The 25467-nt window shown below is 69.4% G+C and carries 18 protein-coding genes and 3 rRNA genes; 12 read left to right on the top strand and 9 right to left on the bottom strand.

Features of this window, described 5'->3' with window-relative positions; all coding sequences use genetic code 11:
* Window positions 1-45: 45 nt before the first annotated feature.
* Complete coding sequence (locus AC3ANM_RS16180; RefSeq protein WP_488285439.1) at window positions 46-540, top strand: GtrA family protein; 495 nt, start codon at window positions 46-48, stop codon at window positions 538-540.
* Window positions 541-651: 111 nt separating this feature from the next.
* On the opposite strand, the gene AC3ANM_RS16175 is transcribed toward AC3ANM_RS16180, so the two are convergent.
* The 5 genes from AC3ANM_RS16175 to AC3ANM_RS16155 form a co-directional block, all read right to left on the bottom strand.
* On the bottom strand, window positions 652-1680 hold the full coding sequence (locus AC3ANM_RS16175; protein ID WP_488285438.1) for a sensor histidine kinase: 1029 nt from the start codon (window positions 1678-1680) through the stop codon (window positions 652-654).
* Window positions 1681-1688: 8 nt separating this feature from the next.
* Window positions 1689-2366 (bottom strand): response regulator transcription factor, encoded by a 678-nt coding sequence (locus AC3ANM_RS16170; RefSeq protein WP_488285437.1) that lies wholly within the window; start codon window positions 2364-2366, stop codon window positions 1689-1691.
* A 29-nt stretch (window positions 2367-2395) separates the two neighbouring features.
* Window positions 2396-3193, bottom strand: a complete 798-nt coding sequence (locus AC3ANM_RS16165) for an enoyl-CoA hydratase-related protein (RefSeq protein WP_488287968.1) — start codon at window positions 3191-3193, stop codon at window positions 2396-2398.
* Between the two features lie 23 nt (window positions 3194-3216).
* Entirely contained in the window at window positions 3217-4308 is a 1092-nt protein-coding gene (locus tag AC3ANM_RS16160; protein ID WP_488285436.1) for an adenylate/guanylate cyclase domain-containing protein, read from the bottom strand.
* Between the two features lie 101 nt (window positions 4309-4409).
* Entirely contained in the window at window positions 4410-5189 is a 780-nt protein-coding gene (locus AC3ANM_RS16155; protein WP_488285435.1) for a biotin--[acetyl-CoA-carboxylase] ligase, read from the bottom strand.
* Window positions 5190-5213: 24 nt separating this feature from the next.
* Between AC3ANM_RS16155 and AC3ANM_RS16150 the strand changes: the two genes are divergently transcribed.
* The 4 genes from AC3ANM_RS16150 (at window position 5214) to AC3ANM_RS16135 (ending at window position 9621) form a co-directional block, all read left to right on the top strand.
* A complete protein-coding gene (locus tag AC3ANM_RS16150) occupies window positions 5214-6836 on the top strand; it encodes an acyl-CoA carboxylase subunit beta (RefSeq protein ID WP_488285434.1) in 1623 nt (540 codons plus the stop codon).
* Window positions 6833-7078 (top strand): acyl-CoA carboxylase epsilon subunit, encoded by a 246-nt coding sequence (locus AC3ANM_RS16145; RefSeq protein ID WP_488285433.1) that lies wholly within the window; start codon window positions 6833-6835, stop codon window positions 7076-7078. The genes AC3ANM_RS16150 and AC3ANM_RS16145 overlap by 4 nt, the downstream gene beginning before the upstream one ends.
* A 55-nt stretch (window positions 7079-7133) precedes the next feature.
* Window positions 7134-7805 carry a phosphotransferase gene (locus AC3ANM_RS16140; protein WP_488285432.1) on the top strand — a complete coding sequence of 224 codons (672 nt, stop codon included), beginning with the start codon at window positions 7134-7136 and terminating at the stop codon, window positions 7803-7805.
* Between the two features lie 121 nt (window positions 7806-7926).
* Window positions 7927-9621 (top strand): DUF885 domain-containing protein, encoded by a 1695-nt coding sequence (locus AC3ANM_RS16135; protein WP_488285431.1) that lies wholly within the window; start codon window positions 7927-7929, stop codon window positions 9619-9621.
* 273 nt (window positions 9622-9894) lie between these two features.
* Here the strand turns inward: AC3ANM_RS16135 and rrf are convergent.
* The 4 genes from rrf to AC3ANM_RS16115 all read right to left on the bottom strand — a co-directional run bounded on the left by rrf (window position 9895) and on the right by AC3ANM_RS16115 (window position 16769).
* Window positions 9895-10011, bottom strand: a 5S ribosomal RNA gene (gene rrf, locus AC3ANM_RS16130).
* A 102-nt stretch (window positions 10012-10113) separates the two neighbouring features.
* A 23S ribosomal RNA gene (locus AC3ANM_RS16125) occupies window positions 10114-13219 on the bottom strand.
* A 431-nt stretch (window positions 13220-13650) separates the two neighbouring features.
* A 16S ribosomal RNA gene (locus AC3ANM_RS16120) occupies window positions 13651-15176 on the bottom strand.
* Together the 16S, 23S and 5S rRNA genes form the textbook arrangement of a ribosomal RNA operon.
* A 516-nt stretch (window positions 15177-15692) precedes the next feature.
* Window positions 15693-16769, bottom strand: a complete 1077-nt coding sequence (locus AC3ANM_RS16115; protein WP_488285430.1) for a S8 family serine peptidase — start codon at window positions 16767-16769, stop codon at window positions 15693-15695.
* 181 nt (window positions 16770-16950) lie between these two features.
* On the opposite strand from AC3ANM_RS16115, the gene AC3ANM_RS16110 reads away from it, so the two are divergent.
* The 7 genes from AC3ANM_RS16110 (at window position 16951) to egtD (ending at window position 25460) form a co-directional block, all read left to right on the top strand.
* On the top strand, window positions 16951-18819 hold the full coding sequence (locus AC3ANM_RS16110) for a Na+/H+ antiporter (protein ID WP_488285429.1): 1869 nt from the start codon (window positions 16951-16953) through the stop codon (window positions 18817-18819).
* A gap of 46 nt (window positions 18820-18865) precedes the next feature.
* Window positions 18866-20305, top strand: a complete 1440-nt coding sequence (locus tag AC3ANM_RS16105; RefSeq protein WP_488285428.1) for an MFS transporter — start codon at window positions 18866-18868, stop codon at window positions 20303-20305.
* A gap of 9 nt (window positions 20306-20314) precedes the next feature.
* A complete protein-coding gene (locus AC3ANM_RS16100; protein WP_488285427.1) occupies window positions 20315-20989 on the top strand; it encodes a Maf family protein in 675 nt (224 codons plus the stop codon).
* Between the two features lie 147 nt (window positions 20990-21136).
* Window positions 21137-22393 (top strand): ergothioneine biosynthesis glutamate--cysteine ligase EgtA, encoded by a 1257-nt coding sequence (gene egtA, locus AC3ANM_RS16095; protein WP_488285426.1) that lies wholly within the window; start codon window positions 21137-21139, stop codon window positions 22391-22393.
* A complete protein-coding gene (gene egtB / locus AC3ANM_RS16090; RefSeq protein ID WP_488285425.1) occupies window positions 22390-23727 on the top strand; it encodes an ergothioneine biosynthesis protein EgtB in 1338 nt (445 codons plus the stop codon). The genes egtA and egtB overlap by 4 nt, the downstream gene beginning before the upstream one ends.
* Window positions 23728-23730: 3 nt before the next feature.
* Window positions 23731-24492: an ergothioneine biosynthesis protein EgtC gene (gene egtC / locus AC3ANM_RS16085; RefSeq protein WP_488285424.1), complete on the top strand. Its 762-nt coding sequence runs from the start codon at window positions 23731-23733 to the stop codon at window positions 24490-24492.
* The gene (egtD, locus tag AC3ANM_RS16080) at window positions 24489-25460 is read left to right on the top strand and encodes an L-histidine N(alpha)-methyltransferase (RefSeq protein WP_488285423.1); all 972 of its coding nucleotides are present in this window, start codon (window positions 24489-24491) and stop codon (window positions 25458-25460) included. The genes egtC and egtD overlap by 4 nt, the downstream gene beginning before the upstream one ends.
* Window positions 25461-25467 lie beyond the last annotated feature (7 nt).

The raw sequence follows: 25467 nt of genomic DNA, 5'->3' as shown, positions 1-25467 counted from the left end.
GGCGGGGATTCGGCCCCTCCGCCTGTTCGCCGATACGCTCATCGAGTGCCCGCCGACCGCCCCACGCTGTTCCGACGCCTCCGCGGGGCCGTCGACGTCCTCATCCGGGAGATGGTCAAGTTCGGCGTGGTCGGCGCGGTCGCGCTCGTGGTCGACGTCGGCGTCTTCAACGCCCTGCGCTTCGCCGGCGGCCACGGCCCCTTCTACGACAAGCCGCTGACCGCCAAGGTCATCTCGGTGACCCTGGCGACGCTGACCGCGTGGGCCGGCAACCGCTACTGGACCTTCCGCCACCGTCGTCGCGCCTCGGTCCACCACGAGCTCGCCCTGTTCGTGGTCTTCAACGTGGTCGGCATGGGCATCGCCCTGGGCTGCCTCGGCTTCTCCCACTACGTGCTCGACCTGCGCTCGCCGCTGGCCGACAACATCAGCGCCAACGGCGTCGGCCTCGTCCTGGGCACGCTGTTCCGCTTCTGGGCCTACCGCCGGTTCGTGTTCTCCGGCAACGAGCCCGTCGTGGAGTCCAGCATCCAGGTCTGAGCAGACCCTGCTGAACGAGCCACCCTGAGCAGACCACCCTGAGCAGACCCACCCCGGTATGCCGGGTGGCCGGGTCCGGGGGCTCCTCGCGTACCCCTCGCGCCGGCCCGGCTAGTTCAGGCTCTGGTCCTCGGACAGGAACAGCGCGAAGACCGCCGGCTGGGTCTGGATCAGCTCCAGCCGGCCGCCGTTGGCCTCGGCCAGGTCGCGCGCCAGCGCCAGCCCCAGTCCCGTGCCGGTCGTGGTGACCGAGCGCTCGAAGATGTGCGGGGCGATCGCCGCGGGCACCCCCTCACCCTGGTCGCCGACCTCGACGACGACCGAGGGGCCACTGCGCCGGGCATGCACGTCGACCGTGCCCCGCCCGTGGGCCAGGGAGTTCTCCAGCAGCGTCGAGAGCACCTGCGACAGCGCCACCGGGGTCGCCTGCACGGACAGTCCCCGCTCGCCGTGCACCCGCACCGAGCGGCGCGCCTGCTCGAACGCCGGCTGCCACTCCCGCTGCAACGCCGCGATGACCGAGTCCAGCGACACCGACGGCCGGGGCGCGTCGTGGCCGCGACGGGTGCGCGAGAGCAGGTCGTCGACCACCCGGGTCAGCCGCTCGACCTGCGCGATGGCGATGTTGGCCTCCTCCTGGACCACCGACGGGTCGTCGGTCACCGAGATCTCCTCCAGCCGCATCAGCAGCGCCGTCAGCGGCGTGCGCAGCTGGTGGGAGGCGTCGGAGGCGAAGTCCCGCTCGGAGGCCAGCGACCGGGTCAGCTGCTGCGCGCTGCGCGAGAGCACCTGGGAGACCCGGTCGATCTCGGCGATCCCCGAGACCAGCGGCTGGAAGCGGGACTCCCCGGCCCCCAGCCGCTCGGCCCGCTCGGCCAGCTCGGTCATCGGCTCGGCGAACTTGCGGGCCTGGGCCGAGGCGACCCACACCCCGGCCACGACGGCCACGACCGACAGCGCGGTGATGACGCCGAGCAGCTCGAGGTAGTGCCCGAGCGCGTCACCACCGGCGAGCCAGGCGCGCAGCCGCGCCCCCTGGTCGGCCAGCATCCAGACCGCCGCGAGGTAGAGCGGCAGACCCACGATGACCACCGACAGGATGACGGCGACCACCGTGGAGCGGACGAGCCGCTCACGCATCGTCGGGCTCAGCTCTTGTCGCCGCGCTCGAAGCGGAAGCCCACTCCACGCACGGTCGAGATGTACTGCGGCTGGGTCGCGTCGTCACCGAGCTTCTTGCGCAGCACCGAGATGTGCATGTCCAGGGTCTTGGTCGACCCGAACCACGCGGTCTCCCAGATCTCGCGCATCAGCTGCTCGCGGGAGACGACCTTGCCCTGCTCGCGCACCAGCACACGCAGGAGGTCGAACTCCTTGGCGGTGAGCTGCAGCTCCTCGTCGTTGAACCAGGCGCGCCGACCCTCGGGGTCGATGCGGACCAGCTCGTTGGTCGGGGCCGAGTCCAGCGGGTGGCGGCGCAGCAGCGCCCGCACGCGGGCGAGCAGCTCGGCGAGCCGGAACGGCTTGGTGACATAGTCGTCGGCGCCGGCGTCCAGGCCCACCACGGTGTCCACCTCGTCGGCGCGCGCGGTGAGGATCAGCACCGGGACGGTGCGCCCGTCGGCGCGGATCCGGCGGCACACCTCCAGACCGTCGATGTGCGGCAGGCCGAGGTCGAGGACAACGAGGTCGGGGCCTTCGTTGGCCCCTTCGAGGGCCGCTCGTCCGTCCCCGCGCACATCAACGTCGTAGCCCTCACGGCGCAGCGCGCGGGCGAGGGGCTCGGAGATGGCGGGGTCGTCTTCGGCCAGAAGGACGCGGGTCATATCGGGCATCGTAGGGAACGGGTACGTCGTCAGCGACCGGGCCACGCCGGTCGACGCTTCTCGGCAAAAGCCGCAACGCCTTCCTTGCGGTCCCCGGAGAAGGCCGTAGCGCGCCAGCAGGCGTCCTCGACCTCCAGCCCGGTGGCCAGGTCGACGTCCATCCCCAGCCGCATCGCCTTCTTGGCGTTGCGCAGCCCGACCGGCGAGTTGGCCGCGATCTCCCCCGCGAGGTGGAGCGCCCACGCGCGCGCCTCCCCGGCTGCGGTGACCTCGTCGACCACCCCGAGCGCCGCCGCCTCGGCCGCCGCCATCCGGCGCGCCGTGAACACCATGCCGGCCGCCTTCGACCACCCGATCCGGCGGGTCAGCAGCTGGGTGCCCCCTCCCCCGGGGATGACGCCGACGGACACCTCCGGCAGCCCGACCACCGCGGCCTCCCCCGCGACGATCAGGTCGCAGGACAGCGCGATCTCCAGCCCGCCGCCGAGGGCGAAGCCCTCGACCACCGCGATCGTGGGCACCGGCAGGTTCAACACCCCCGTGTATGCCGCGCGCGCCACCGGCCGCTGCTGCATCAGGTCGGCGTCGCTGAAGGAGTTGCGCTCCTTCAGGTCCGCGCCCACGCAGAACGCCTTGGGGCTGGTGCTCGTCACGATCACCGCACGCACCGTCTCGTCCGCGGCGAGCTCGGCGGTCGCGGCGGCCAGGTCCCGGGCCATGGCAGTGGAGACCGCGTTCATCGCCTCCGGCCGGTCCAGCGCCAGCTCGGCCACGTGACCGCCCTCGCCGTGACGGGTGATCGTCACCAGCCGGCGGTCCCCGGCCAGGTCCTGCGCCTGATCCTGCGTGCTCACTGACTCTCCTTGCTCTCCGAAAGGGTCTGCGTCTCGGCCTTGCCCCGTCGCCGTGCCTCGCCCGTGCGGTGCAGCAGCCACGGCGTGACCGGCCCGATCCCGCGCAGCGACCGGCGCCGCAGCGCGGTCATCTCGAAGCCGGACAGGCTGGCCAGCTGCGAGGCGAGGCTGTCGTCGACCAGCACCGAGCCGGGCCGGGCCACGGCCGTGAGGCGGGAGGCCCGGTTCACGGTGGTGCCGAACACGTCGCCCAGGCGTGGCACCACGCGCCCGCTGGCCATCCCGACCCGCACGTCCGGGAGCACCGCGTCCTCGGCCATCGCCTCCACCAGGTCGAGCGCGATCGCGGCGGCCGCGGCCGGCGTCACTGTCACGTAGAGCACCTCGTCGCCGACGGTCTTGATCACCCGCCCGCCGTGGGCGGTGACGATGTCGGAGGCCAGCTCCTCGAAGCGCTGCACCAGCAAGGCCAGCTCACGCTCGGAGAGCCGGCGCACCAGGCGGGTGAAGGACACCAGGTCGGCGAAGCCGACGTTGCGCACCACCCCGGCGTGGTCCTGGTCGGGGTCGGCGTCCGCGACCATGCGCTCGATCGCCGCGACCAGGTGCCGCCGCCACGCGTAGACCAGCAGCGGCTCGAGGTCGTCGGCGACGTCGGCGAGCTTGGCCGCCGCCTTGCGCGCGGTCTCCAGGTCGGGCACGGCCCGGCTGGTCCCGGTCGGCTCCTCGCCGTCGACGTCCCCGGCGCCGAGGTCGCCCAGCGCCTCGGCCATCAGCTGGGTCTGCCACACCGCTAGGCGGTCGGTCGTGCGGGCGAACGCCCGGGTCATCGCCAGCGCGGTCGGCTCGTCGAAGACCCCCTCGCGCACCAGGTCGGCCACCGAGCGCAGCGCGACGACGTCGGCCTCCGTGAACGAGCGGTCCTCGTCGTCGTCGACGTTGGCGAAGCCCAGCGCGTGCCAGAACTTGCGCGCGCTGCGCAGCGAGAGCCCGGCACCCGAGCTCACCTCGCGGCGGCGCAGCGAGCGCGCCCGCCCGAGCAGCCGGGCCTCGACCTCGTCGGCGGCAGGCTCGAACCCCCCGGTCATGTCACCTCCGGGGCGGGCACGGTGTCGACCGATGCGGGGCACGCGTCAGCGCGTCATGGTGATGGTGGGCACACGCCCGATCATGCCCTGTCCGGCTGTGCTCATGTGACGGGGCGCACATGGACGACGTCACCGGCCGCGTGGACCACCCGTCCCCGCTCGGTGTCCAGCACCAGCCGGCCGCTGTCGTCCACCCCTGTCGCGGTGCCGCGCAGCAGGCCACCCCCGGGCTGGTGGACGTCCACCTCCGCCCCGATCGTCACGCAGGAGGCCCGGTATGCCGTCCGCACGCCGCCCAGCGCCGCTCCCCCGAGCACCCACTGGCCGTGCAGGTCCGCCAGGTGCCGCAGGAACGCGACGATGACGTCCTCCCGGGTGGCCTCCGGAGCCCCCGCCAGGCGCAGCGAGGTGGCGGTCGGCACCGGCAGCTCCTCGCGCTCCTGGTCGACGTTGGCGCCCGCCCCGGCGACCACGACCGAGCCGGAGGCGGTCAGCTCGCAGAGCACGCCGCTGACCTTCTGCTCCTCGATCAGCACGTCGTTCGGCCACTTCAACCCGACCGGCACCCCGGCGACGTCGGCGAGGGCCCGGCCCATCGCCATACCGGTGACCAGGGGCAACCAGCCCAGATCCTGGCTGCCGCCCACGGGCAGCACCACGGAGACGGCGACCGACGCGCGGGCCGGCGCCTCCCACTGGCGGGTGAGCCGGCCGCGGCCGGCGCTCTGGTGGTCGGCGACCACCACGCGCCACGGACGGGGGTCGCGCAGGGCCTCGAGGTTGGTCGAGTCGACGCTCTCGAGCACGTCGAGGGCACTCCACGGGCCCTCCGGGGTGAGCAACGCCTCCTGCAGAGCAGGGACGCGCAGAGGTTCTCGCACGCTGCTAAGGCTAGGCTGCCCGGCATGGCTGATGCTGTTCAGAGTCCGGATGCCGTCGACGCCCCGGCGATCGACATCCACACCACCGCGGGCAAGCTGGCCGACCTGCACCAGCGCAACGACGAGGCGGTCCACGCCGGGTCGGCGCGTGCGGTCGAGAAGCAGCACGCGAAGGGCAAGAAGACCGCACGGGAGCGGATCGAGCAGCTGCTCGACGAGGGCTCGTTCGTCGAGATGGACGAGCTCGCGCGACACCGCTCGACCGCGTTCGGTCAGCAGAAGAACCGCCCCTACGGCGACGGGGTCGTCACCGGCTACGGCACGGTCGACGGCCGCCCGGTCTGCGTGTTCGCCCAGGACTTCACCGTCTTCGGCGGCTCCCTCGGCGAGGTCTTCGGCGAGAAGATCGTCAAGGTCATGGACCTGGCGATGAAGACCGGCTGCCCGGTCATCGGCATCAACGACTCCGGCGGCGCCCGCATCCAGGAGGGCGTGGTCTCCCTCGGCCTCTACGGCGAGATCTTCCAGCGCAACGTGCACGCCTCGGGTGTCATCCCGCAGATCTCCCTCATCATGGGGCCCTGCGCCGGCGGCGCGGTCTACTCCCCCGCGATCACCGACTTCACCGTCATGGTCGACCAGACCTCCCACATGTTCATCACCGGCCCCGACGTCATCAAGACGGTCACCGGCGAGGACGTGGCGTTCGAGGACCTCGGCGGCGCCCGTTCGCACAACACCAAGTCCGGCGTGGCCCACTACATGGGCAGCGACGAGGACGACGCGATCGACTACGTGAAGTCGCTGCTGTCCTACCTGCCGTCCAACAACATGGAGGACGCCCCGGCGTTCGACGTCGACGTGGACGTCACGGTCACCGACGAGGACGCCTTCCTCGACACGTTCATCCCGGACTCGGCCAACCAGCCCTATGACATGCACACCGTCATCGAGCACGTGGTCGACGACGGTGACTTCTGCGAGGTGCAGCCGCTCTTCGCGCCCAACATCATCTGCGGCTTCGGCCGGGTCGAGGGCCGCTCGGTGGGCGTCGTGGCCAACCAGCCGATGCAGTTCGCCGGCACCCTCGACATCGACGCCTCCGAGAAGGCCGCGCGCTTCGTGCGCACCTGCGACGCGTTCAACGTGCCGGTGCTGACCTTCGTGGACGTCCCCGGCTTCCTGCCCGGCACCGACCAGGAGTGGAACGGCATCATCCGCCGCGGCGCCAAGCTCATCTACGCCTACGCCGAGGCCACCGTCCCCAAGGTCACGATCATCACCCGCAAGGCCTACGGCGGCGCCTACGACGTCATGGGGTCCAAGCACCTCGGCGCCGACATCAACCTCGCCTGGCCGACCGCCCAGATCGCCGTGATGGGCGCCCAGGGCGCGGTCAACATCCTCTACCGCAAGGAGCTCGCGGCCGCCGCCGAGCGCGGCGAGGACCTCGCCGAGGCCCGCCAGCGGTTCATCACCGAGTACGAGGACACCCTCGCCAACCCGTATGTCGCGGCAGAGCGCGGCTACGTGGACTCGGTGATCCCGCCGTCCTACACGCGCTCGTACGTCATCAAGGCACTGCGCGCGCTGAAGAACAAGCGCGAGACGCTGCCGCCCAAGAAGCACGGGAACATCCCGCTGTGAGCGGCGACGACGCGACCACGCCGGAGGCCACCGCGCAGGTGATCCCGATCTCGGTGGCCCGCGGCAACGCGACCCCCGAGGAGGTCGCCGCGCTGGTGGCCGTCCTGGCGGCTGCGGCCGGCTCCGCCACCGAGGAGCCGGCACCCCGGCACACCTCGGTGTGGGCGTCGCGCGAGCGGCTCGTGCGGGCGCCGCACGTCCACGGTCGGGGCGCCTGGCGCGCCTCGGCCTGGCCGCGCTGACCCACCTGCCGTCCGAGCGCGCCGCGCCCGGCTCCCGCGATCTCGAGAGTCGCTCATGCTTCACGGCTACACGAACCTGACCGACACCGACGGCCGGCTGGTCACCAAGACCTACCAGGGTCCGGACCCAGCCCGGCGGGCCGCCCGGGAGCAGGCGGCGCTGCGCGCCTTCGCCGGGGTGGTGCCCGTTCCGGTGCTGGTGTCCGGCACGGGCGCCCAGACGGTCACCGAGCTGGCACCCGGCACCCCGGGTCAGGACCTGCTCGACGCCGGCCACGGGGCCCTGGTGCTGCGGGCCTGTGGCGCGCTGGCCGCGACGGTGGCCACGCTGCCGCGCACCGGGTTGCCCGGCGACGACCCAGCGCCCTCCCCGGCACTGGTGCGCTGCCACGGCGACTTCGGCCCGCAGAACCTCCTCCTGGACCCCGACAGCGGCGAGGTCACGGCCCTGCTCGACTGGGAGATGGTCGACGTGGGCCATCCCCTGCAGGACCTGGCGTGGGCGGAGTGGATCGTGCGCATGCACCACCCTGACCGCGTCGACGACCTCGACGCGCTCTTCGAGGGCTACGGTGCACGCCCGGTGTGGGCCGACCGGCAGGCCCAGATGGTGGCCTCCTGCGAGCGGCTGACCGCCTTCGTGCAGGAATGGGCCTCCCCCGACCAGCGCGAGGCGCTGGCCCTGTGGCGGCTGCGGACGCGGACCACGGCGTCCTGGCTCGAGTAGCGAGAACCTGCACCCCGCAGCCGTGGCGTGCTCGCCGCGGCCCTGGGCGCCCTGTCGGTGCCCGGCACGTTGCGCACCAAAGCCGTCGATATCGGCGACCACCCGCGATACGTTCGAGCGCGTGACCAACGAAGCTCACGCGCAGACCGCGCGACCCACCACCGACCTCGACCGCATCGCCGACGGCTACCTCGACGCCGTCGTCGAGCTGAGCCCGCTCACGGCGACCTACCTGGGCATCCCCGGACACGACGAGGACATCGACGACTTCTCGCCCGCGGGCCACCAGGCCCACGCCAGCCTGCGCCAGAAGACGCTGGCTGCGCTGGCCGAGGCCGTCCCGGTCGACGACATCGACCGCGTGACCATCGCTGCGATGCGCGAGCGGCTCGGCCTGGCCGAGGAGATGCACGCCGCCGGACTCGACGAGATGTCGCTGAACGTCATCGCCTCGCCGATGCAGGAGATCCGCGACTCCTTCGACCTCATGCCCACGGACACCGCCGAGCAGTGGGGCGTCTTCGCCCGCCGCATGGCCAAGGTGCCCGCGGCGCTCGAGCTGTGGAAGCAGTCCCTGAGCAAGGCCGCCGACGCCGGCAACGTCACCCCGCGCCGCCAGGTGCAGGAGTGCATCAAGCAGTGCCAGGACCACACCGCACCCGACGGCTACTTCGCCACCCTGGTCGCGGGCGCCACCACCGGGGACGCTGCCCTGGAGGAGCCCCTGGCCGGCGAGCTGCGCGCGTCGGTGCAGGCCGCCTCCGACGCCTACGCCGACCTCGGGCAGTGGCTGGCCGCGAACCTGCTGGACCGGGCACCGGAGTCCGACGCCTGCGGCCAGGAGCGCTACGCGCTGCTCTCCCGCTACTTCCTCGGCGCCGAGGTGGACCTGGCCGAGACCTACGAGTGGGGCAAGGCCGAGCTGGCCCGGATCACCGCCGAGATGCAGAAGGTCGCCGAGCGGATCAAGCCCGGCTCGAGCGTCCCGGAGGCGATCGCCCACCTCAAGGCCGACCCGGCCTACCAGCTGCACGGCACGGACGCGCTCAAGGCCTGGATGCAGGAGAAGGCCGACGAGGCCATCAGCAACCTCGCCGACACGCACTTCGACATCCCCGGTCCGGTGCGCACCATCGAGTGCATGATCGCGCCGACCCAGACCGGCGGCATCTACTACACCGGCCCCAGCGAGGACTTCAGCCGCCCCGGCCGCATGTGGTGGTCGATCCCCAAGGGCGAGACGCAGTTCGGCACCTGGAGCGAGCTGACGACCGTCTACCACGAGGGCGTGCCGGGGCATCACCTCCAGGTCGCCCAGACCGTCTTCCGGTCCGAGCTGCTCAACCGCTGGCGCCGGCTCTTCTCCTGGACCTCCGGCCACGGCGAAGGCTGGGCGCTCTACTCCGAGCGGCTCATGGCCGAGCTGGGCTACCTGGATGACCCGGGCAACTACATGGGCATGCTCAACGGACAGTCCCTGCGCGCCGCCCGCGTCGTCATCGACATCGGCGTCCACTGCGGCTTCGAGGCACCGGAGGAGGTCGGCGGCGGTGAGTGGACCTATGACAAGGCCTGGACGTTCCTGACGTCTCACGCCTTCGAGTCCGAGGGCATGCTGCGCTTCGAGCTCAACCGCTACCTCGGCTGGCCGGGGCAGGCCCCCTCCTACAAGATCGGCGAGCGGCTCTGGATGCAGCTGCGCGACGAGGTCAAGCAGCGTGAGGGAGATGCCTTCGACATCAAGGCTTTCCACCGTCGCGCCCTCGACATCGGCGGTGTCGGCCTCGACGTGCTCCGTGAGGCCGTCCTGGGCTGAGCCGGCGCCGACGTGATGGCGCCATCACGTCGGCGCCATCACGTCGGCGCCATGAAGACGGCACCATGACGTCGGCACCATGACGACAGAAGGGGGCTGCCGGGATCACCCGGCAGCCCCCTTCGCTACGTCCATGAAGGGCGTCACGTGACCCGGGCGTAAAGCGAGAATCGGGAAGTGCGAGTCGACACATCACGTTCCCGGGATCGACACATCCCGTTCCCGGGAAATGCGAAAGGCCCCACCAGTGGTGGGGCCTTTCGTTCAATGTTTGTCCGGCGGCGTCCTACTCTCCCACACCGTCACCAGTGCAGTACCATCGGCGCTGAAGGGCTTAGCTTCCGGGTTCGGAATGGGACCGGGCGTTTCCCCTTCGCTATGGCCGCCGTAACCCTGTCGAGCGTTACGGCTGCTCACAACACGAAGTTGTGCAGTATTGAGTTGTGGTCCCGGCCGTTGCTCGGGAGCCACACAGTGGACGCGTAGCATCTTTGTATCAAGTTATCGGCTTATTAGTACCGGTCAGCTCCACACATTACTGTGCTTCCACATCCGGCCTATCAACCCAGTAGTCTAGCTGGGAGCCTCTCACCCTTACGGGCCTGGAAACCTCATCTTGAAGCGTGCTTCCCGCTTAGATGCTTTCAGCGGTTATCACTTCCGAACGTAGCTAATCAGCGGTGCCCTTGGCAGGACAACTGACACACCAGAGGTTCGTCCATCCCGGTCCTCTCGTACTAGGGACAGCTCTTCTCAAGTTTCCTACGCGCACAGCGGATAGGGACCGAACTGTCTCACGACGTTCTAAACCCAGCTCGCGTACCGCTTTAATGGGCGAACAGCCCAACCCTTGGGACCTACTCCAGCCCCAGGATGCGACGAGCCGACATCGAGGTGCCAAACCATGCCGTCGATATGGACTCTTGGGCAAGATCAGCCTGTTATCCCCGGGGTACCTTTTATCCGTTGAGCGACGGCGCTTCCACAAGCCACCGCCGGATCACTAGTCCCGACTTTCGTCCCTGCTCGACATGTCTGTCTCGCAGTCAAGCTCCCTTGTGCACTTACACTCAAAACCTGATTGCCAACCAGGCTGAGGGAACCTTTGGGCGCCTCCGTTACCTTTTAGGAGGCAACCGCCCCAGTTAAACTACCCACCAGGCACTGTCCCTGATCCGGATCACGGACCGAGGTTAGATATCCAGAACGACCAGAGTGGTATTTCAACGTTGACTCCACACACACTGGCGTGCATGCTTCACAGTCTCCCACCTATCCTACACAAGCCGTACCGAACACCAATACCAAGCTGTAGTAAAGGTCCCGGGGTCTTTCCGTCCTGCTGCGCGTAACGAGCATCTTTACTCGTAGTGCAATTTCGCCGAGTTCGTGGTTGAGACAGTGGAGAAGTCGTTACGCCATTCGTGCAGGTCGGAACTTACCCGACAAGGAATTTCGCTACCTTAGGATGGTTATAGTTACCACCGCCGTTTACTGGCGCTTAAGTTCTCAGCTTCGCCGTGAGGCTAACCGGTCCCCTTAACGTTCCAGCACCGGGCAGGCGTCAGTCCGTATACATCGTCTTGCGACTTCGCACGGACCTGTGTTTTTAGTAAACAGTCGCTTCTCCCTGGTCTCTGCGGCCGTTCACGCTCACCCAGCAAGTGGGGTCACGATCCGGGCCCCCCTTCTCCCGAAGTTACGGGGGCATTTTGCCGAGTTCCTTAACCACGATTCACTCGATCGCCTTGGTATTCTCTACCTAACCACCTGAGTCGGTTTGGGGTACGGGCGGCTCGAACCTCGCTAGAAGTTTTTCTTGGCAGCATAGGATCACCCTCTTCCCGCTAACGCGGTCACTATGGGGTCTCAGGCTATGTGAGAGGCGGATTTGCCTACCTCTCGCCCTACACCTTTAGACGTGGACAACCATCGCCACGCGGAGGCTACCTTCCTGCGTCACTCCATCGCTTACCTACTACATGCTCGGGTCACGGCCGCCACAACCAGACTCCACCCGAAGGCTTCACCTGGTGCTTTGGGCGTTTAGCATCACATGGTTCGATATGGGCGGTTCTTCGCCGGTTCGGGAATATCAACCCGATGTCCATCGACTACGCCTGTCGGCCTCGCCTTAGGTCCCGACTTACCCAGGGCAGATTAGCTTGACCCTGGAACCCTTGGTTATTCGGCGGACGGGTTTCTCGCCCGTCATTCGCTACTCATGCCTGCATTCTCACTCGTGTAGCGTCCACGGCTGGATCACTCCGCCGCTTCACCCGCCACACGACGCTCCCCTACCCATCAACACGCTTGGACCCACAAGGGGCCGGGCAAAGTGTCAATGCCACAGCTTCGGTGGTGTGCTTGAGCCCCGCTACATTGTCGGCGCGGAATCACTTGACCAGTGAGCTATTACGCACTCTTTAAAGGGTGGCTGCTTCTAAGCCAACCTCCTGGTTGTCACAGCAACTCCACATCCTTTCCCACTTAGCACACGCTTAGGGACCTTAGCTGGTGGTCTGGGCTGTTTCCCTCTCGACTACGGAGCTTATCCCCCGCAGTCTCACTGCCACGCTCTCACTTACCGGCATTCGGAGTTTGGCTGACGTCAGTAACCTGGTGAGGCCCATCAGCCATCCAGTAGCTCTACCTCCGGCAAGAAACACGTGACGCTGCACCTAAATGCATTTCGGGGAGAACCAGCTATCACGAAGTTTGATTGGCCTTTCACCCCTACCCACAGCTCATCCCCTCAGTTTTCAACCTAAGTGGGTTCGGTCCTCCACGCGGTCTTACCCGCGCTTCAACCTGGCCATGGGTAGATCACTTCGCTTCGGGTCTAGACCCCGCGACTAAAAACGCCCTATTCGGACTCGCTTTCGCTACGGCTTCCCCACACGGGTTAACCTCGCCACGGAGCACTAACTCGCAGGCTCATTCTTCAAAAGGCACGCCGTCACCCCACAAGGAGGCTCCGACGGATTGTAGGCACACGGTTTCAGGATCTATTTCACTCCCCTCCCGGGGTACTTTTCACCTTTCCCTCACGGTACTTGTCCGCTATCGGTCACCAGGGAATATTTAGGCTTAGCGGGTGGTCCCGCCAGATTCACACGGGATTTCTCGGGCCCCGTGCTACTTGGGATACTTCCCAGGAGTCCACACCATTTCGTCTACGGGGGTCGCACCCTCTGTGCCGGGCCATTCAAGACCCTTCGACTATGACGCAGATTTCTCACTCCTTGAGAGGTTGGTAGACCTCTCGGGAAAGTCCCACGACCCCGGACATGCAACGCCTACCAGCTATCACACACGCCCGGTTTAGCCTCATCCGCTTTCGCTCGCCACTACTCACGGAATCGCGGTTGCTTTCTCTTCCTGTGGGTACTGAGATGTTTCACTTCCCCACGTTCCCTCCACGCACCCTATGTGTTCAGATGCGGGTGACTGGACTTGCCTCCAGCCGGGTTTCCCCATTCGGAAATCCTCGGATCACAGTCTGGTTATCGACTCCCCGAGGCTTATCGCAGATTCCTACGTCCTTCTTCGGTTCCTGGTGCCAAGGCATCCACCGTGTGCCCTTAAAAACTTGGCCACAAAGATGCTCGCGTCCACTGTGTAGTTCTCAACCAACGATCGGTCCCCCACCCGTTGACCCGCCTACCAGCCCTGTTCCAGGCCGGCGGTTCGCGATCAGGTGAGGTCCAACCAGTCCACCCCACCAGCGCGCCCCACCCGAAGGAGAGGAGAGCCGGTGACGGGTACTGATCCGAGGAGCACGGCAGGAGGTTCACCCTCCACGGCCGATCCCTCAGGACCCAACAACGTGCCAAGCACCGTCCCGACCAGTCACCGCGTTCCACGCCCCAAGGGGCTGTACTAACGGACGGACCAACCGTCACGGCGCCAACTAATCGATGTTCCACCCTTGAGCAACCCCCTCGACGCGTTCGGTCGAGGCGGGCCACCTGGACACCATGACCACCCACCACCATCGGTGACGGGCGGGGTGCCAGTGCTCCTTAGAAAGGAGGTGATCCAGCCGCACCTTCCGGTACGGCTACCTTGTTACGACTTAGTCCCAATCGCCAGTCCCACCTTCGACAGCTCCCTCCCACAAGGGGTTGGGCCACCGGCTTCGGGTGTTACCGACTTTCGTGACTTGACGGGCGGTGTGTACAAGGCCCGGGAACGTATTCACCGCAGCGTTGCTGATCTGCGATTACTAGCGACTCCGACTTCATGGGGTCGAGTTGCAGACCCCAATCCGAACTGAGACCAGTTTTTTGGGATTCGCTCCACCTCGCGGTATCGCAGCCCTTTGTACTGGCCATTGTAGCATGCGTGAAGCCCAAGACATAAGGGGCATGATGATTTGACGTCATCCCCACCTTCCTCCGAGTTGACCCCGGCAGTCTCCTATGAGTCCCCACCATCACGTGCTGGCAACATAGAACGAGGGTTGCGCTCGTTGCGGGACTTAACCCAACATCTCACGACACGAGCTGACGACAACCATGCACCACCTGTGTACCGACCTTGCGGGGCGCACATCTCTGCACGTTTCCGGTACATGTCAAGCCTTGGTAAGGTTCTTCGCGTTGCATCGAATTAATCCGCATGCTCCGCCGCTTGTGCGGGCCCCCGTCAATTCCTTTGAGTTTTAGCCTTGCGGCCGTACTCCCCAGGCGGGGAACTTAATGCGTTAGCTGCGGCACGGATCTCGTGGAATGAGACCCACACCTAGTTCCCAACGTTTACGGCATGGACTACCAGGGTATCTAATCCTGTTCGCTCCCCATGCTTTCGCTTCTCAGCGTCAGTTATGGCCCAGAGACCTGCCTTCGCCATCGGTGTTCCTCCTGATATCTGCGCATTTCACCGCTACACCAGGAATTCCAGTCTCCCCTACCACACTCTAGTCTGCCCGTACCCACTGCAAGTTCGGGGTTAAGCCCCGAAATTTCACAGCAGACGCGACAAACCGCCTACAAGCTCTTTACGCCCAATAATTCCGGACAACGCTCGCACCCTACGTATTACCGCGGCTGCTGGCACGTAGTTAGCCGGTGCTTCTTCTGCAGGTACCGTCACTTGCGCTTCTTCCCTGCTGAAAGAGGTTTACAACCCGAAGGCCGTCATCCCTCACGCGGCGTCGCTGCATCAGGCTTTCGCCCATTGTGCAATATTCCCCACTGCTGCCTCCCGTAGGAGTCTGGGCCGTGTCTCAGTCCCAGTGTGGCCGGTCGCCCTCTCAGGCCGGCTACCCGTCGTCGCCTTGGTGAGCCACTACCTCACCAACAAGCTGATAGGCCGCGAGCCCATCCCCCACCGAAAAACTTTCCACACGATACCCATGCGGGTCCGTGTCGTATCCGGTATTAGCCCCGGTTTCCCGGAGTTATCCCAGAGTGAGGGGCAGGTTGCTCACGTGTTACTCACCCGTTCGCCACTGATCAGGAAGGAGCAAGCTCCCTCCGTCACCGTTCGACTTGCATGTGTTAAGCACGCCGCCAGCGTTCGTCCTGAGCCAGGATCAAACTCTCCGTTGATGTTTGCTACCCAACGACTCACAAGGAGCCGCGGGAAAACAGACCCCGAAGGGTTAAAAATCCGGCTGAAACAGAACCAAGCCCGCTGGACTTGATATCTCGTTAATCAACCAAAGGAAATTCGTCCGACATCACCAAGGACGCCGGGACGAGGTAATTGGCATCGATTTTTGGCACGCTGTTGAGTTCTCAAGGAGCGGACGCGCACCACCACCAGACTCACGCCTGGATCCGGGGCTACCGTTCTTGTTGTTGTCCGAGCTACCCGGCCGTTCTTGCGAACCGCCTCGCTGGCAACCCTTCAAACTTACTCGCTCTGCGCTTCCGGGTCAAACCCGGCCGGCTGGCTCCCGGGAGGGGATCCGGCCCGCTCGAGGTGTCCCTCGCGCTGAACGCAGGGAAAACATTAGCAGTGATTCCGGGGTGCTCTGACCACCCCCGGTCCAGCCCTCGGACGACGCAGGCCGCCCGGGGCGTCGATGCCCCGGGCGGCCTTGTCGCACACGCGGATCCGGCTCAGCTGTTGACCGCAGCCTGCGCGTCGACGACGCCGTAGCCGTAGACCGGGGTGTAGGTCCCCCGGGTGCCCGTGGCCGGCGTGACCGCCGTCGTCAGCAGCGCGTTCTCGACCTGGTCGACCGAGCGCCCCTGGGCGTACAGCAGCGCCGCGACGCCGGCCACGTGCGGCGTCGCCATGGAGGTCCCGGCATACGCGTCGTAGTCCTTCTGGCCGCACCCGGCGGACCCGGTGCCGACCGGCACGGTCGACCAGATGTCCTCGTCGCACTGGCCCGGCAGGCCCAGGGCCGACAGACCGGCACCGCCGGGTGCCGACACCGACTTGTGGTCCAGCTTGTTGGGCAGCTCGGAGTACCAGCTGTGCAGCCCCCGCTTGTCGGTCGCGCCCACGCAGATGGCCACGCTGTCGAAGGCCGGGTCGTTGCACAGGGCCGTCGAGCTGTTGCCGGCCGCGGCCACCGTGAGGACGCCCTTGGACCGCGCGTAGGCGATCGCGTCCTTCATCGCCGTGTCCACGCCGGTGATCGACAGGACCTGGCCTCCGGGCAGCGAGCCGAGGCTCATGTTGATGACGTTCGCGCCGTGGTCGGCCGCCCAGCGGATGCCGTCGGCGATGTCCTGGCTGGAGCCGGAGCCCGCCTCGAGCACCTTGACCGGCAGGATCTTGGCGTTCGGCGCCACCCCCACGACGCCGATGCCGTTGCCCCGGACCGCGGCGATGGTCCCGGCCACGTGGGTGCCGTGCTCGTCGCCGTTGTTGGTGCCGTCCGGACCGCGGAAGTCGCCGTTGCCGCACGGGCGTGTGTTCGCGCAGCCGGTGAAGGTCGCCCCCTGCAGGATCTGACCCTGCAGATCCGGCTGGCTGAAGTCGATGCCGGTGTCGACGACCGCCACGACGGCCCCCGCGCCCGTGGTCCTCGCCCACGCCTGCTCGGCGTGGATCTGCTGGAGCCCCCAGAGCTTGCCGTAGAGGGGGTCGTTGGTCGCGGCCTGGGCCGACGGTGCGGCCAGCGCAGCCGTCCCGAGGGCCAGCACCCCCGCGAGCGCCGTGGTCGTCCTGCGTGTCCATCGCATCGCTGCTGTGTTCCCTTCGTCAGCCCGGGGACAGCGGCCAGCCCCGGGTCCGGGCTGCACAACGGGATGGGTGTGTGCCGGGTCACGCCCGTCTCGCCCTTTGGGCCACCGTTCACCCGACGGACACCCGCGGCCGCCCGTCGTGACCGAACCGGCCTACCCCGGGTGCGAGGATCGACGCGTGCATGCCGCCGCCGCAGTTCTTGCGCTGGTCGGGACGGTCACCGCCGTCGCCGGGCTGGCCCGCCGCTACGACGTGTCCGCCCCGCTGGTCCTCACGCTGGTGGGCGTGGCGGCGTCATACCTGCCGTTCGTGCCGCCGGTGCACCTGAGCGCGCAGGTCGTGCTGGTCGGCCTGCTGCCTCCCCTGCTGTATGCCGCGGCGATCCGCAGCTCCCTGGTCGACTTCAAGGACAACCGCCGCGCGATCGGCTTCCTCTCGGTGGGCCTGGTCATCTTCACGGCCGCCGGCGTCGGGCTGGTCGCCTGGTGGCTGCTGCCGGTGCCGCTGTCGGCGGCGTTCGCGCTCGGCGCCGTCGTCGCCCCGCCGGACGCCGTGGCCGCGACCGCGATCGCCCGCCGGATCGGCCTGCCCCGCCGGGTCGTGACCGTGCTCGAGGGCGAGTCCCTGGTCAACGACGCCACCGCGCTGGTCTGCCTGCGCACCGCCATCGCCGCCATCGCCGGGTCGGTCAGCGTCGGCGGGGTCGCCGCCCAGTTCGCCCTCTCGGCCGTCGGCGGCCTGGTCGTGGGCGTGGTGGTCGCCGCCCTCGTCGGCCTGGTCCGCAAGCACGTCACCGACTCGGTGCTGGACACCTCGCTGTCCTTCATGACCCCGTTCCTCGCCTACCTCCCGGCGGAGGCGATCCACGCCTCGGGCGTGCTGGCCGTCGTGGTCGCCGGGCTCCTGCTCGGGCACCAGGCCCCGGTGCTGCAGAGCGCCTCCTCGCGGCTGAGCGAGCGGATCAACTGGAGCACCATCCAGTTCCTGCTGGAGAACGTCGTGTTCCTGGTCATCGGCCTGCAGGTGCGCTGGGTGCTCGACGACGTCCGGCACTCCCACCTCGGGATCGGCCAGATCGTCGGCGCCTGCCTGGCCGTGCTGGTGGCCGTCATCGTGCTGCGGCCGCTGTGGATCTTCCCCTCGCGCTACCTGGCCATCCGCCCGGGGCCGGACCGGCTCGGCCGGTCCACCCCGTGGACGCACACCGCGATCGTGTCCTGGGCCGGGATGCGCGGCGTGGTCACCCTCGCCGCCGCCTTCGTCCTCCCGGAGGGCACGCCCCACCGCGAGGTGCTCGTGCTGGCCGCCCTGGTCGTCGTCGCCGGCACCCTGCTGGTCCAGGGCTTCTCGCTGCCCTGGGTGGCCCGCCGCCTCGGCGTGCACGGCCCGGACCCGCGGGAGGACGCCCTCCAGGAGGCGACGGTGCTGCAGACCGCCGTCAAGGCCGGCCTCCTCGAGCTCGACAAGGTCGCGGAGGAGACCGACGCCGACACCGTGCAGGTGCTCCGGGCCCGCGCCGAGACCCGCACCAACATCGTCTGGGAGCGCCTCGGCAGCCCCGACTCCGACCGCGAGACACCCAGCGAGACCTACCGGCGGCTGCGCCTGGCGATGCTCGCCGCCGAGCGCGACGCGGTGCTGGAGATCCGGGACGACGGGCGCGCCGACCACGAGGTCCTCGAGCACGTCATGGCTGCCCTCGACCTCGAGGAGTCCATGCTCGACCGGGTCGAACGGCGCACCCAGGACCTGCGCGGCGAGCCGCTCCTGCCCCCCGAGCCCGTCGGCGGTGAGTGCCCCCACCTGGAGGAGGCCGGCATCCACGTGCAGCCGCAGACGCCGGCCGGCTGCCCCGACTGCGAGCGCGAGGGGACGGTGCCCGTCCATCTGCGGCTCTGCCTCACCTGTGGCAATGTCGGCTGCTGCGACTCGTCCGTCGGCCGTCACGCCGAACGGCACTTCCGGAACACCGGGCACCCCGTGGTGCGCAGCTTCGAGCCGGGCGAGGCGTGGAGATGGTGCTACGTGGACAACATCGTGGGCTGACGCAGGGACCCGGCCACCCGCGATACCGACAGGGGAGGACCGGCGGATGACCGCGACGATGCACGAGGCCGAGCTGGGATCGGCGACCCGCAAGGTCGCCCGCCGGCTCTCGCCCTACCTGGCGCTGCTGTACTTCGTGAACTACCTGGACCGCACGAACATCGCGTTCGCCGGCCCCAACGGCATGAACGACGAGCTCGGGCTGAGCGCCACGGCGTTCGGCTTCGCCTCCGGGGTCTTCTTCATCGGCTACCTGCTGCTCGAGGTGCCCAGCAACATGGCGCTGCACCGCTTCGGCGCCCGCCGCTGGATCGCCCGGATCATGCTCACGTGGGGCCTGGTCGCCGGCGCGATCGCCTTCGTGCCCAACGGGACCACGCTGGTCGCGCTCCGGTTCGTGCTCGGTATCGCCGAGGCCGGCTTCTTCCCCGGGATCATCCTCTACCTGACCTACTGGTTCCCCCAGCGCGACCGCGCCCGGGTCACCGCCCTGTTCATGGCCGCGGTGCCGATCTCCTCCGCGCTGGGCGCGCCGCTGTCCTCGCTGCTCATCGAGCACGGCCAGGGGCTGTTCGGCCTGTCCGGCTGGCGCACGATGTTCCTGTTCGAGGGCGTGCCGGCGGTGCTGCTCGGCGTGGTCACCTGGTGGTTCCTCACCGACCGCCCGCGCGACGCCGCCTGGCTGGAGCCCGCCGAGCGCGAGGCCCTGGCCACGGTGATGGAGGCCGAGGACGCGGCCAAGGAGCGGGAGTACCACGTCGGCCTGCGCGCATCGCTGACCCGCGGCCGGGTCTGGGCCCTGGCCTTCGTCTACTTCGGCATCGTCTACGGCCTCTACGCCCTCGGCTTCTTCCTGCCCACGATCATCAAGGGCTTCGAGACCCAGTTCGGCACCAGCTACTCCCTCCTCGAGCGGGGACTGATCAACTCGGTCCCCTACGTCGTCGGCGCCGTCGCGATGGTGCTCTGGGCGCGCCACGGCGACCGCACCCGCGAGCGCGTCTGGCACGTGGCGCTGCCCGCCTTCGTCGGCGGCGCGGCGATCCCCGTGGCGCTCTACCTCGGCAGTCCGCTCGCGGCGATGGTGGCCGTGACCGTGTGCGCCACCGGGGTGATGTGCGCCCTGCCGACGTTCTGGGCCCTCCCGACGACCTTCCTCACCGGGGCGGCAGCCGCAGGCGGTATCGCGCTGGTCAACTCGGTGGGCAACACGGCTGGGTTCGTGGCCCCCTATGTGACCGGGTGGCTGGCGGACCTGACCGGCAGCCAGAAGACGGGGCTGTGGGTGGTCGGCCTGGCGATGGTCCTCGCCGGTGCCGTCGCGGTCGCGATCAAGGCCGCCCCGTCCCGGCCGGCCGGGCCCGGGCCGGCCGACGGGCAGGACGCGGCAGCGGGACTGCACGCGACGAGCCAACAGGCAAGGGCCCAGCAGGCAACGGGGGCCTCGGCGGGAGCGGGCACCGGCTCGGGGACGGTCTCCGGGTAGCCTCCCCGCATGCCTGCGAGCGCCACCCCCTTCGTCCTCGGATCCGCCTCCCCCGCCCGCCTGGAGACCCTGCGCAAGGCCGGGATCGACCCCTTCGTGCTGGTCAGCGAGGTCGACGAGGACGCGGTGGTGGCCCGGGCCCGTGAGGTCTACGGCGACCTCACGCCCGATGACCTGGCCCTGCTGCTCGCCCGGGCCAAGTGCGAGGCGGTCTCGGACCTGCTGCAGTCGGAGGACGCGCCGGGGGACGCCCCCGAGGCGGCGATCGTGCTCGGGTGCGACTCCGTGCTCGAGCTCGACGGCGAGATGCACGGCAAGCCCGCTGACGCCGCCGAGGCGACCGAACGCTGGCAGCGGATGCGCGGGCGCTCCGGCGTCCTGCACACCGGCCACTGGCTGATCGACGACCGCGACGCCGAGGACGGCGGCACCGGGGCGACCCTGGGCGCGGTCGCCTCCACGACCGTCCACTTCGCCAAGCTCACCGACGAGGAGATCGCCGACTACGTGGCCACCGGCGAGCCGCTGCTGGTGGCCGGGGCGTTCACCCTCGACGGCCTCGGCGGCCCGTTCGTGACCAGCGTCGAGGGCGACCCCTCCAACGTCATCGGCGTCAGCCTGCCGCTGCTGCGCGAGCTGCTCGGCGAGATCGGCGTGACCTGGTCCGAGCTCTCCCGCGCCTGAGACGCGGTTCAGGCGCGGTTGAGGACCGGCTGGGCCGGGGACGGCACCCGCTTGCGGGGCCGTCACCGAGCCGTCACCCGACATACGCCGAATGCGGTTGTCGCTGTCAGGGGCGGCGGTTAGGTTCTTCGGGTCATGGTGATCCCGATGGACCTCCCGAGGGGCGCGGTGGCGGCCGGGGACGACGACGTCCGCGCGCTGCCGATGCTGTCGCGTGACCAGGCCGAGGGCTACGTCGCGATGGTGTGCTTCAAGCACGGACCTCCGCGGCTGACCGGGGTCGAGCTCGAGTGGACCCTCCACCACCAGGACGACCCGACGCGCCCCGTCGAGGTCACCGACCTGGTGCGGGCACTCGGGACCCACGCGCCCACCACGATCGACCCGCACAGCCCCCACCTGCCCCTCCCCGCCGGCTCCCTGGTGACCGTGGAGCCCGGCGGTCAGGTCGAGATCTCCTCGGCCCCCAGCACCTCCCTCGGCTCGCTGCTCGAGGCGGCCCTCGCCGACGCCGACGCGCTCGGCGCCCTCCTGGCCCCGCACGGCCTGACCCGTGGCCAGCACGGCCTCGACCCGCACCGGCCCACCCGGCGCATCCTGCGCACGCCGCGCTACGACGCGATGGAGGAGTTCTTCTCCCTCCTGGGGCCGCACGGCCCCCGCATGATGACCAGCACCGCCAGCCTGCAGGTCTGCGTCGACCTCGGCGAGGCCCACGAGGCGGTCGCGCGGTGGGACGCCGTCCACGCGCTCGGCCCCGTGCTGACCGCCGTCTTCGGCAACTCCCGCGTCCTGGCCGGGCAGGACACGGGCTGGGTGTCGGCGCGGCTGCGCTCCACGCTCGCGACCGCGCCCCCGGCGACGTTCGCCCCCGCCCGGACGCCCGACCCGGTCGGGCAGTACGCCCGGATGGCCCTGGACTCCCCGGTCCTGTGCGTGCGGCGCGAGCAGGGCGCGTGGACCGCGCCGGCCGGCCTGACCTTCGCCGACTGGGTCGCGCGGCCCGACACCATCGGGCGCCGGCCGACGGCCGAGGACCTCGACTACCACCTGACCACGCTCTTCCCACCGGTGCGCCCGCACGGCTACCTCGAGGTGCGCTACCTCGACGCGCAGACCGGCGACACGTGGCTCGCCCCGGTCACCGTGCTGACCACCCTGCTCGCCGACCCGGCGCGGGTCGACCAGGTGCTCGAGGTGACCCAGGAGAGCGCCGACCAGTGGCTGACCGCCGCACGGGTGGGGCTGGACGACGACGCCCTCGCCCGGACCGCGACCACCGTCCTCACGATGGCCCTGGCCGCCCTCGACAGCGCCGCCCTCCCGTCACAGCTGGAGGCGCAGGTGCGCGACCAGCTGCAGCAACGACTCGACCACGCCCTGAGCCGGAGGTGCTCGGCATGACCGCAACACCGGACCTGACCAGCATGGAGCAGGAGAAGCTGCGCTCCCACGTCGCCGAGGTCCTCACCCGGGCGCGGGTGCGCAGTGCCGCGCTCACCGACGCGGTCGACGACGAGGACCTCACCCGGCAGCACTCCCGCCTGATGTCGCCGCTGGTGTGGGACCTGGCCCACATCGGCAACCAGGAGGAGCTCTGGCTGGTCCGTGACGTGGGCGGCCGCGACCCCGTGCGCCAGGACATCGACGAGCTCTACGACGCGTTCAAGCACGCCCGGGCCGACCGGCCGGCGCTGCCGCTGCTCGGCCCGGCCGAGGCGCGCGGCTACGTCAGCGAGGTCCGCGACAAGGTCCTCGACGTGCTGGACCACGCGGCGCTCGGGGGCCGGCCGCTGCTCGAGGGTGCCTTCGCGTTCGGCATGATCGCCCAGCACGAGCAGCAGCACGACGAGACGATGCTGGCGACCCACCAGCTGCGCGCCGGAGCGCCCGTGCTCGACGCGCCCCCGCCCCCGCCGGGACGCCGGCTCCCCGCCCGCGAGGTGCTCGTGCCCGCCGGGGCGTTCACCATGGGCACCTCGACCGAGCCGTGGGCGCTGGACAACGAGCGCCCCGCCCACCAGGTGCACGTCGACGCCTTCGTGATCGACACCGCACCGGTGACCTGCGGCGACTACCTCGCCTTCGTCGAGGCCCGCGGCTACCACGACCCGCAGTGGTGGTCCCCCTCCGGCTGGTCCCACCGGCAGCAGGCCGGCATCCACGCCCCCCGGTTCTGGGAGCGTGACGGCGACCGCTGGGTGCGCACCCGCTTCGGCGTGCGCGAGGCGCTGCCGCTGGACGAGCCCGTCGTGCACGTCAGCTTCCACGAGGCCGAGGCCTACGCCGCGTGGGCGGGCAAGCGGCTGCCCACCGAGGCCGAGTGGGAGAAGGCCGCGCGCCACGACCCCGCCTCCGGCCGCTCCCGCCGCTACCCGTGGGGCGATGAGGACCCGACGCCGGCCCACGCCAACCTCGGCCAGCGCCACCTGCGCCCGGCCGCGGTCGGCGCCTACCCGCTCGGGGCCTCCCCGCTCGGCGTCGAGCAGCTCATCGGCGACGTGTGGGAGTGGACCAGCAGCGACTTCGCCGGCTACCCCGGCTTCGCCGTCTTCCCCTACGCCGAGTACTCGCAGGTCTTCTTCGGGCCGAAGTACAAGGTGCTGCGCGGCGGCTCCTTCGGCACCGACCCGGTCGCCTGCCGCGGCACGTTCCGCAACTGGGACCACCCGATCCGGCGGCAGATCTTCGCCGGCTTCCGATGCGCCCGCGACGCCCGACCCGAGGAGCTCGGCTGAGCCATGTGCCGGCACCTGGCCTACGTCGGCCCCGAGGTGGCGCTCGCCGACGTCGTGCTCGACCCGCCGCACTCGCTCCTGCACCAGAGCTGGGCGCCGCAGGACATGCGTCAGGGCGGCACGATCAACGCCGACGGGTTCGGCCTCGGGTGGTACCCCTCCCCCGGTGGTGACGGCGCGCGATACCGCCGGGCCTGCCCGATGTGGGCGGACGGGTCGCTGCGCGACCTGGCCACGTCGCTGCGCTCGACCGCGGTCCTCGCGGCCGCCCGCAGCGCCACGGTCGGTATGCCGGTCGTGGAGTCCGCGTGCGCGCCCTTCGCCGAGGGGCGCTGGCTGTTCAGCCACAACGGCGTCGTGCGGGGCTGGCCCGGCTCGGTCGCCGAGCTCGCCGGCGGGCTGCCGGTGACCGACCTGGCCACGCTCGACGCCCCCACCGACGCGGCCCTGCTGTGGGCGCTGGTGCGGCACCGGCTGCGGGCGGGCAAGCACGCGGTGGAGGCCCTCGAGGGGGTCGTCGCCGAGGTCGCGTCGGCCGCCCCCGACTCGCGGCTGAACCTGCTGCTCACCGACGGGCAGGCTGTCACAGCGACGACGTGGTGGCACTCGCTGTGGGTGCGCCGCGGCGAGGGCTCGGTGGCGGTCAGCTCCGAGCCGTGGGACCCCGATGACGCCTCGTGGGTGACGGTGCCCGACCGGCACGTGCTGCACGCGACGCCGACGACGTTCGAGATGCATCCGATCGATGACAAGGGACGGGCATGAGCCAAGCGCAGGTCGACACGTACCTCACCGCCGACGACGCCGGCAAGGCGCTGCGGGCCGACGCCGAGCACGGGCTGACCGGCTCGCCGAAGTGGCTGCCGCCGAAGTGGTTCTACGACGCCCGGGGCAGCGAGCTGTTCGAGGACATCACGCGGCTGCCGGAGTACTACCCGACCCGGGCCGAGCGGGAGATCCTGCGGACCCGGGCGGGCGAGATCGCCGCGCACACCGGCGCGCGGTCGCTCGTCGAGCTGGGGTCGGGCTCGTCGGAGAAGACCCGCCTGCTGCTGGATGCGTTGCGGGACAACGGTTCCCTGCGCACGTTCGTGCCGCTGGACGTGTCGGGATCGGCGCTGCGCGAGGCCGTCGAGGCGATCACGGCCGACTACCCCGGGCTGGCGATCCACGGCGTCGTCGGCGACTTCACCCAGCACCTGCACCGGCTGCCCGGTGAGGCACCCCGGCTCGTCGCCTTCCTCGGCGGCACGATCGGCAACCTCCTGCCGCGCGAGCGCGCGACCTTCCTGCAGGGCGTGCGCGACGTCCTCGAGCCCGGCGAGTGGCTGCTGCTCGGCACCGACCTGGTCAAGGACGAGGCCACCCTGGTGGCGGCCTACGACGACGCGGCCGGGGTCACGGCGGAGTTCAACCGCAACGTGCTGCACGTGCTCAACCGCGAGCTGGGGGCCGACTTCGACGTCGCAGCCTTCCGCCACCGCGCGGTGTGGGACGCCGAGCAGGAGTGGATCGAGATGCGCCTGGTGGCCACGCGGGCGATGCACGTGGAGCTGCCCGAGATCGGCCTGGCGGTGGACTTCGCAGAGGGCGAGCAGATGCGCACCGAGATCTCGGCGAAGTTCCGCCGCGACAAGGTCGCCGCCGAGCTGGACTCCGCCGGGTTCGCACTCGACCAGTGGTGGACCGACGAGGCCGGCCGCTTCGCCCTCTCCCTCGCGCGGGCGCTCTGAGGGGTCC

This window comes from Oryzihumus sp. JJN4-3R (assembly GCF_057747915.1).
This window is presented reverse-complemented; position numbering and strand designations above follow the sequence as displayed.

Bases quoted from the DNA above. Each gene is read 5' to 3' on its own strand.
- egtB (WP_488285425.1), top strand. From the start codon at position 22,390: ATGACCGCAACACCGGACCTGACCAGCATGGAGCAGGAGAAGCTGCGC.
- egtD (WP_488285423.1), top strand. From the start codon at position 24,489: ATGAGCCAAGCGCAGGTCGACACGTACCTCACCGCCGACGACGCCGGC.
- AC3ANM_RS16175 (WP_488285438.1), bottom strand. From the start codon at position 1,680: ATGCGTGAGCGGCTCGTCCGCTCCACGGTGGTCGCCGTCATCCTGTCG.
- AC3ANM_RS16105 (WP_488285428.1), top strand. From the start codon at position 18,866: ATGACCGCGACGATGCACGAGGCCGAGCTGGGATCGGCGACCCGCAAG.
- AC3ANM_RS16100 (WP_488285427.1), top strand. From the start codon at position 20,315: ATGCCTGCGAGCGCCACCCCCTTCGTCCTCGGATCCGCCTCCCCCGCC.
- AC3ANM_RS16115 (WP_488285430.1), bottom strand. From the start codon at position 16,769: ATGCGATGGACACGCAGGACGACCACGGCGCTCGCGGGGGTGCTGGCC.
- AC3ANM_RS16140 (WP_488285432.1), top strand. From the start codon at position 7,134: ATGCTTCACGGCTACACGAACCTGACCGACACCGACGGCCGGCTGGTC.
- egtA (WP_488285426.1), top strand. From the start codon at position 21,137: ATGGACCTCCCGAGGGGCGCGGTGGCGGCCGGGGACGACGACGTCCGC.
- AC3ANM_RS16160 (WP_488285436.1), bottom strand. From the start codon at position 4,308: ATGACCGGGGGGTTCGAGCCTGCCGCCGACGAGGTCGAGGCCCGGCTG.
- AC3ANM_RS16170 (WP_488285437.1), bottom strand. From the start codon at position 2,366: ATGACCCGCGTCCTTCTGGCCGAAGACGACCCCGCCATCTCCGAGCCC.
- egtC (WP_488285424.1), top strand. From the start codon at position 23,731: ATGTGCCGGCACCTGGCCTACGTCGGCCCCGAGGTGGCGCTCGCCGAC.
- AC3ANM_RS16150 (WP_488285434.1), top strand. From the start codon at position 5,214: ATGGCTGATGCTGTTCAGAGTCCGGATGCCGTCGACGCCCCGGCGATC.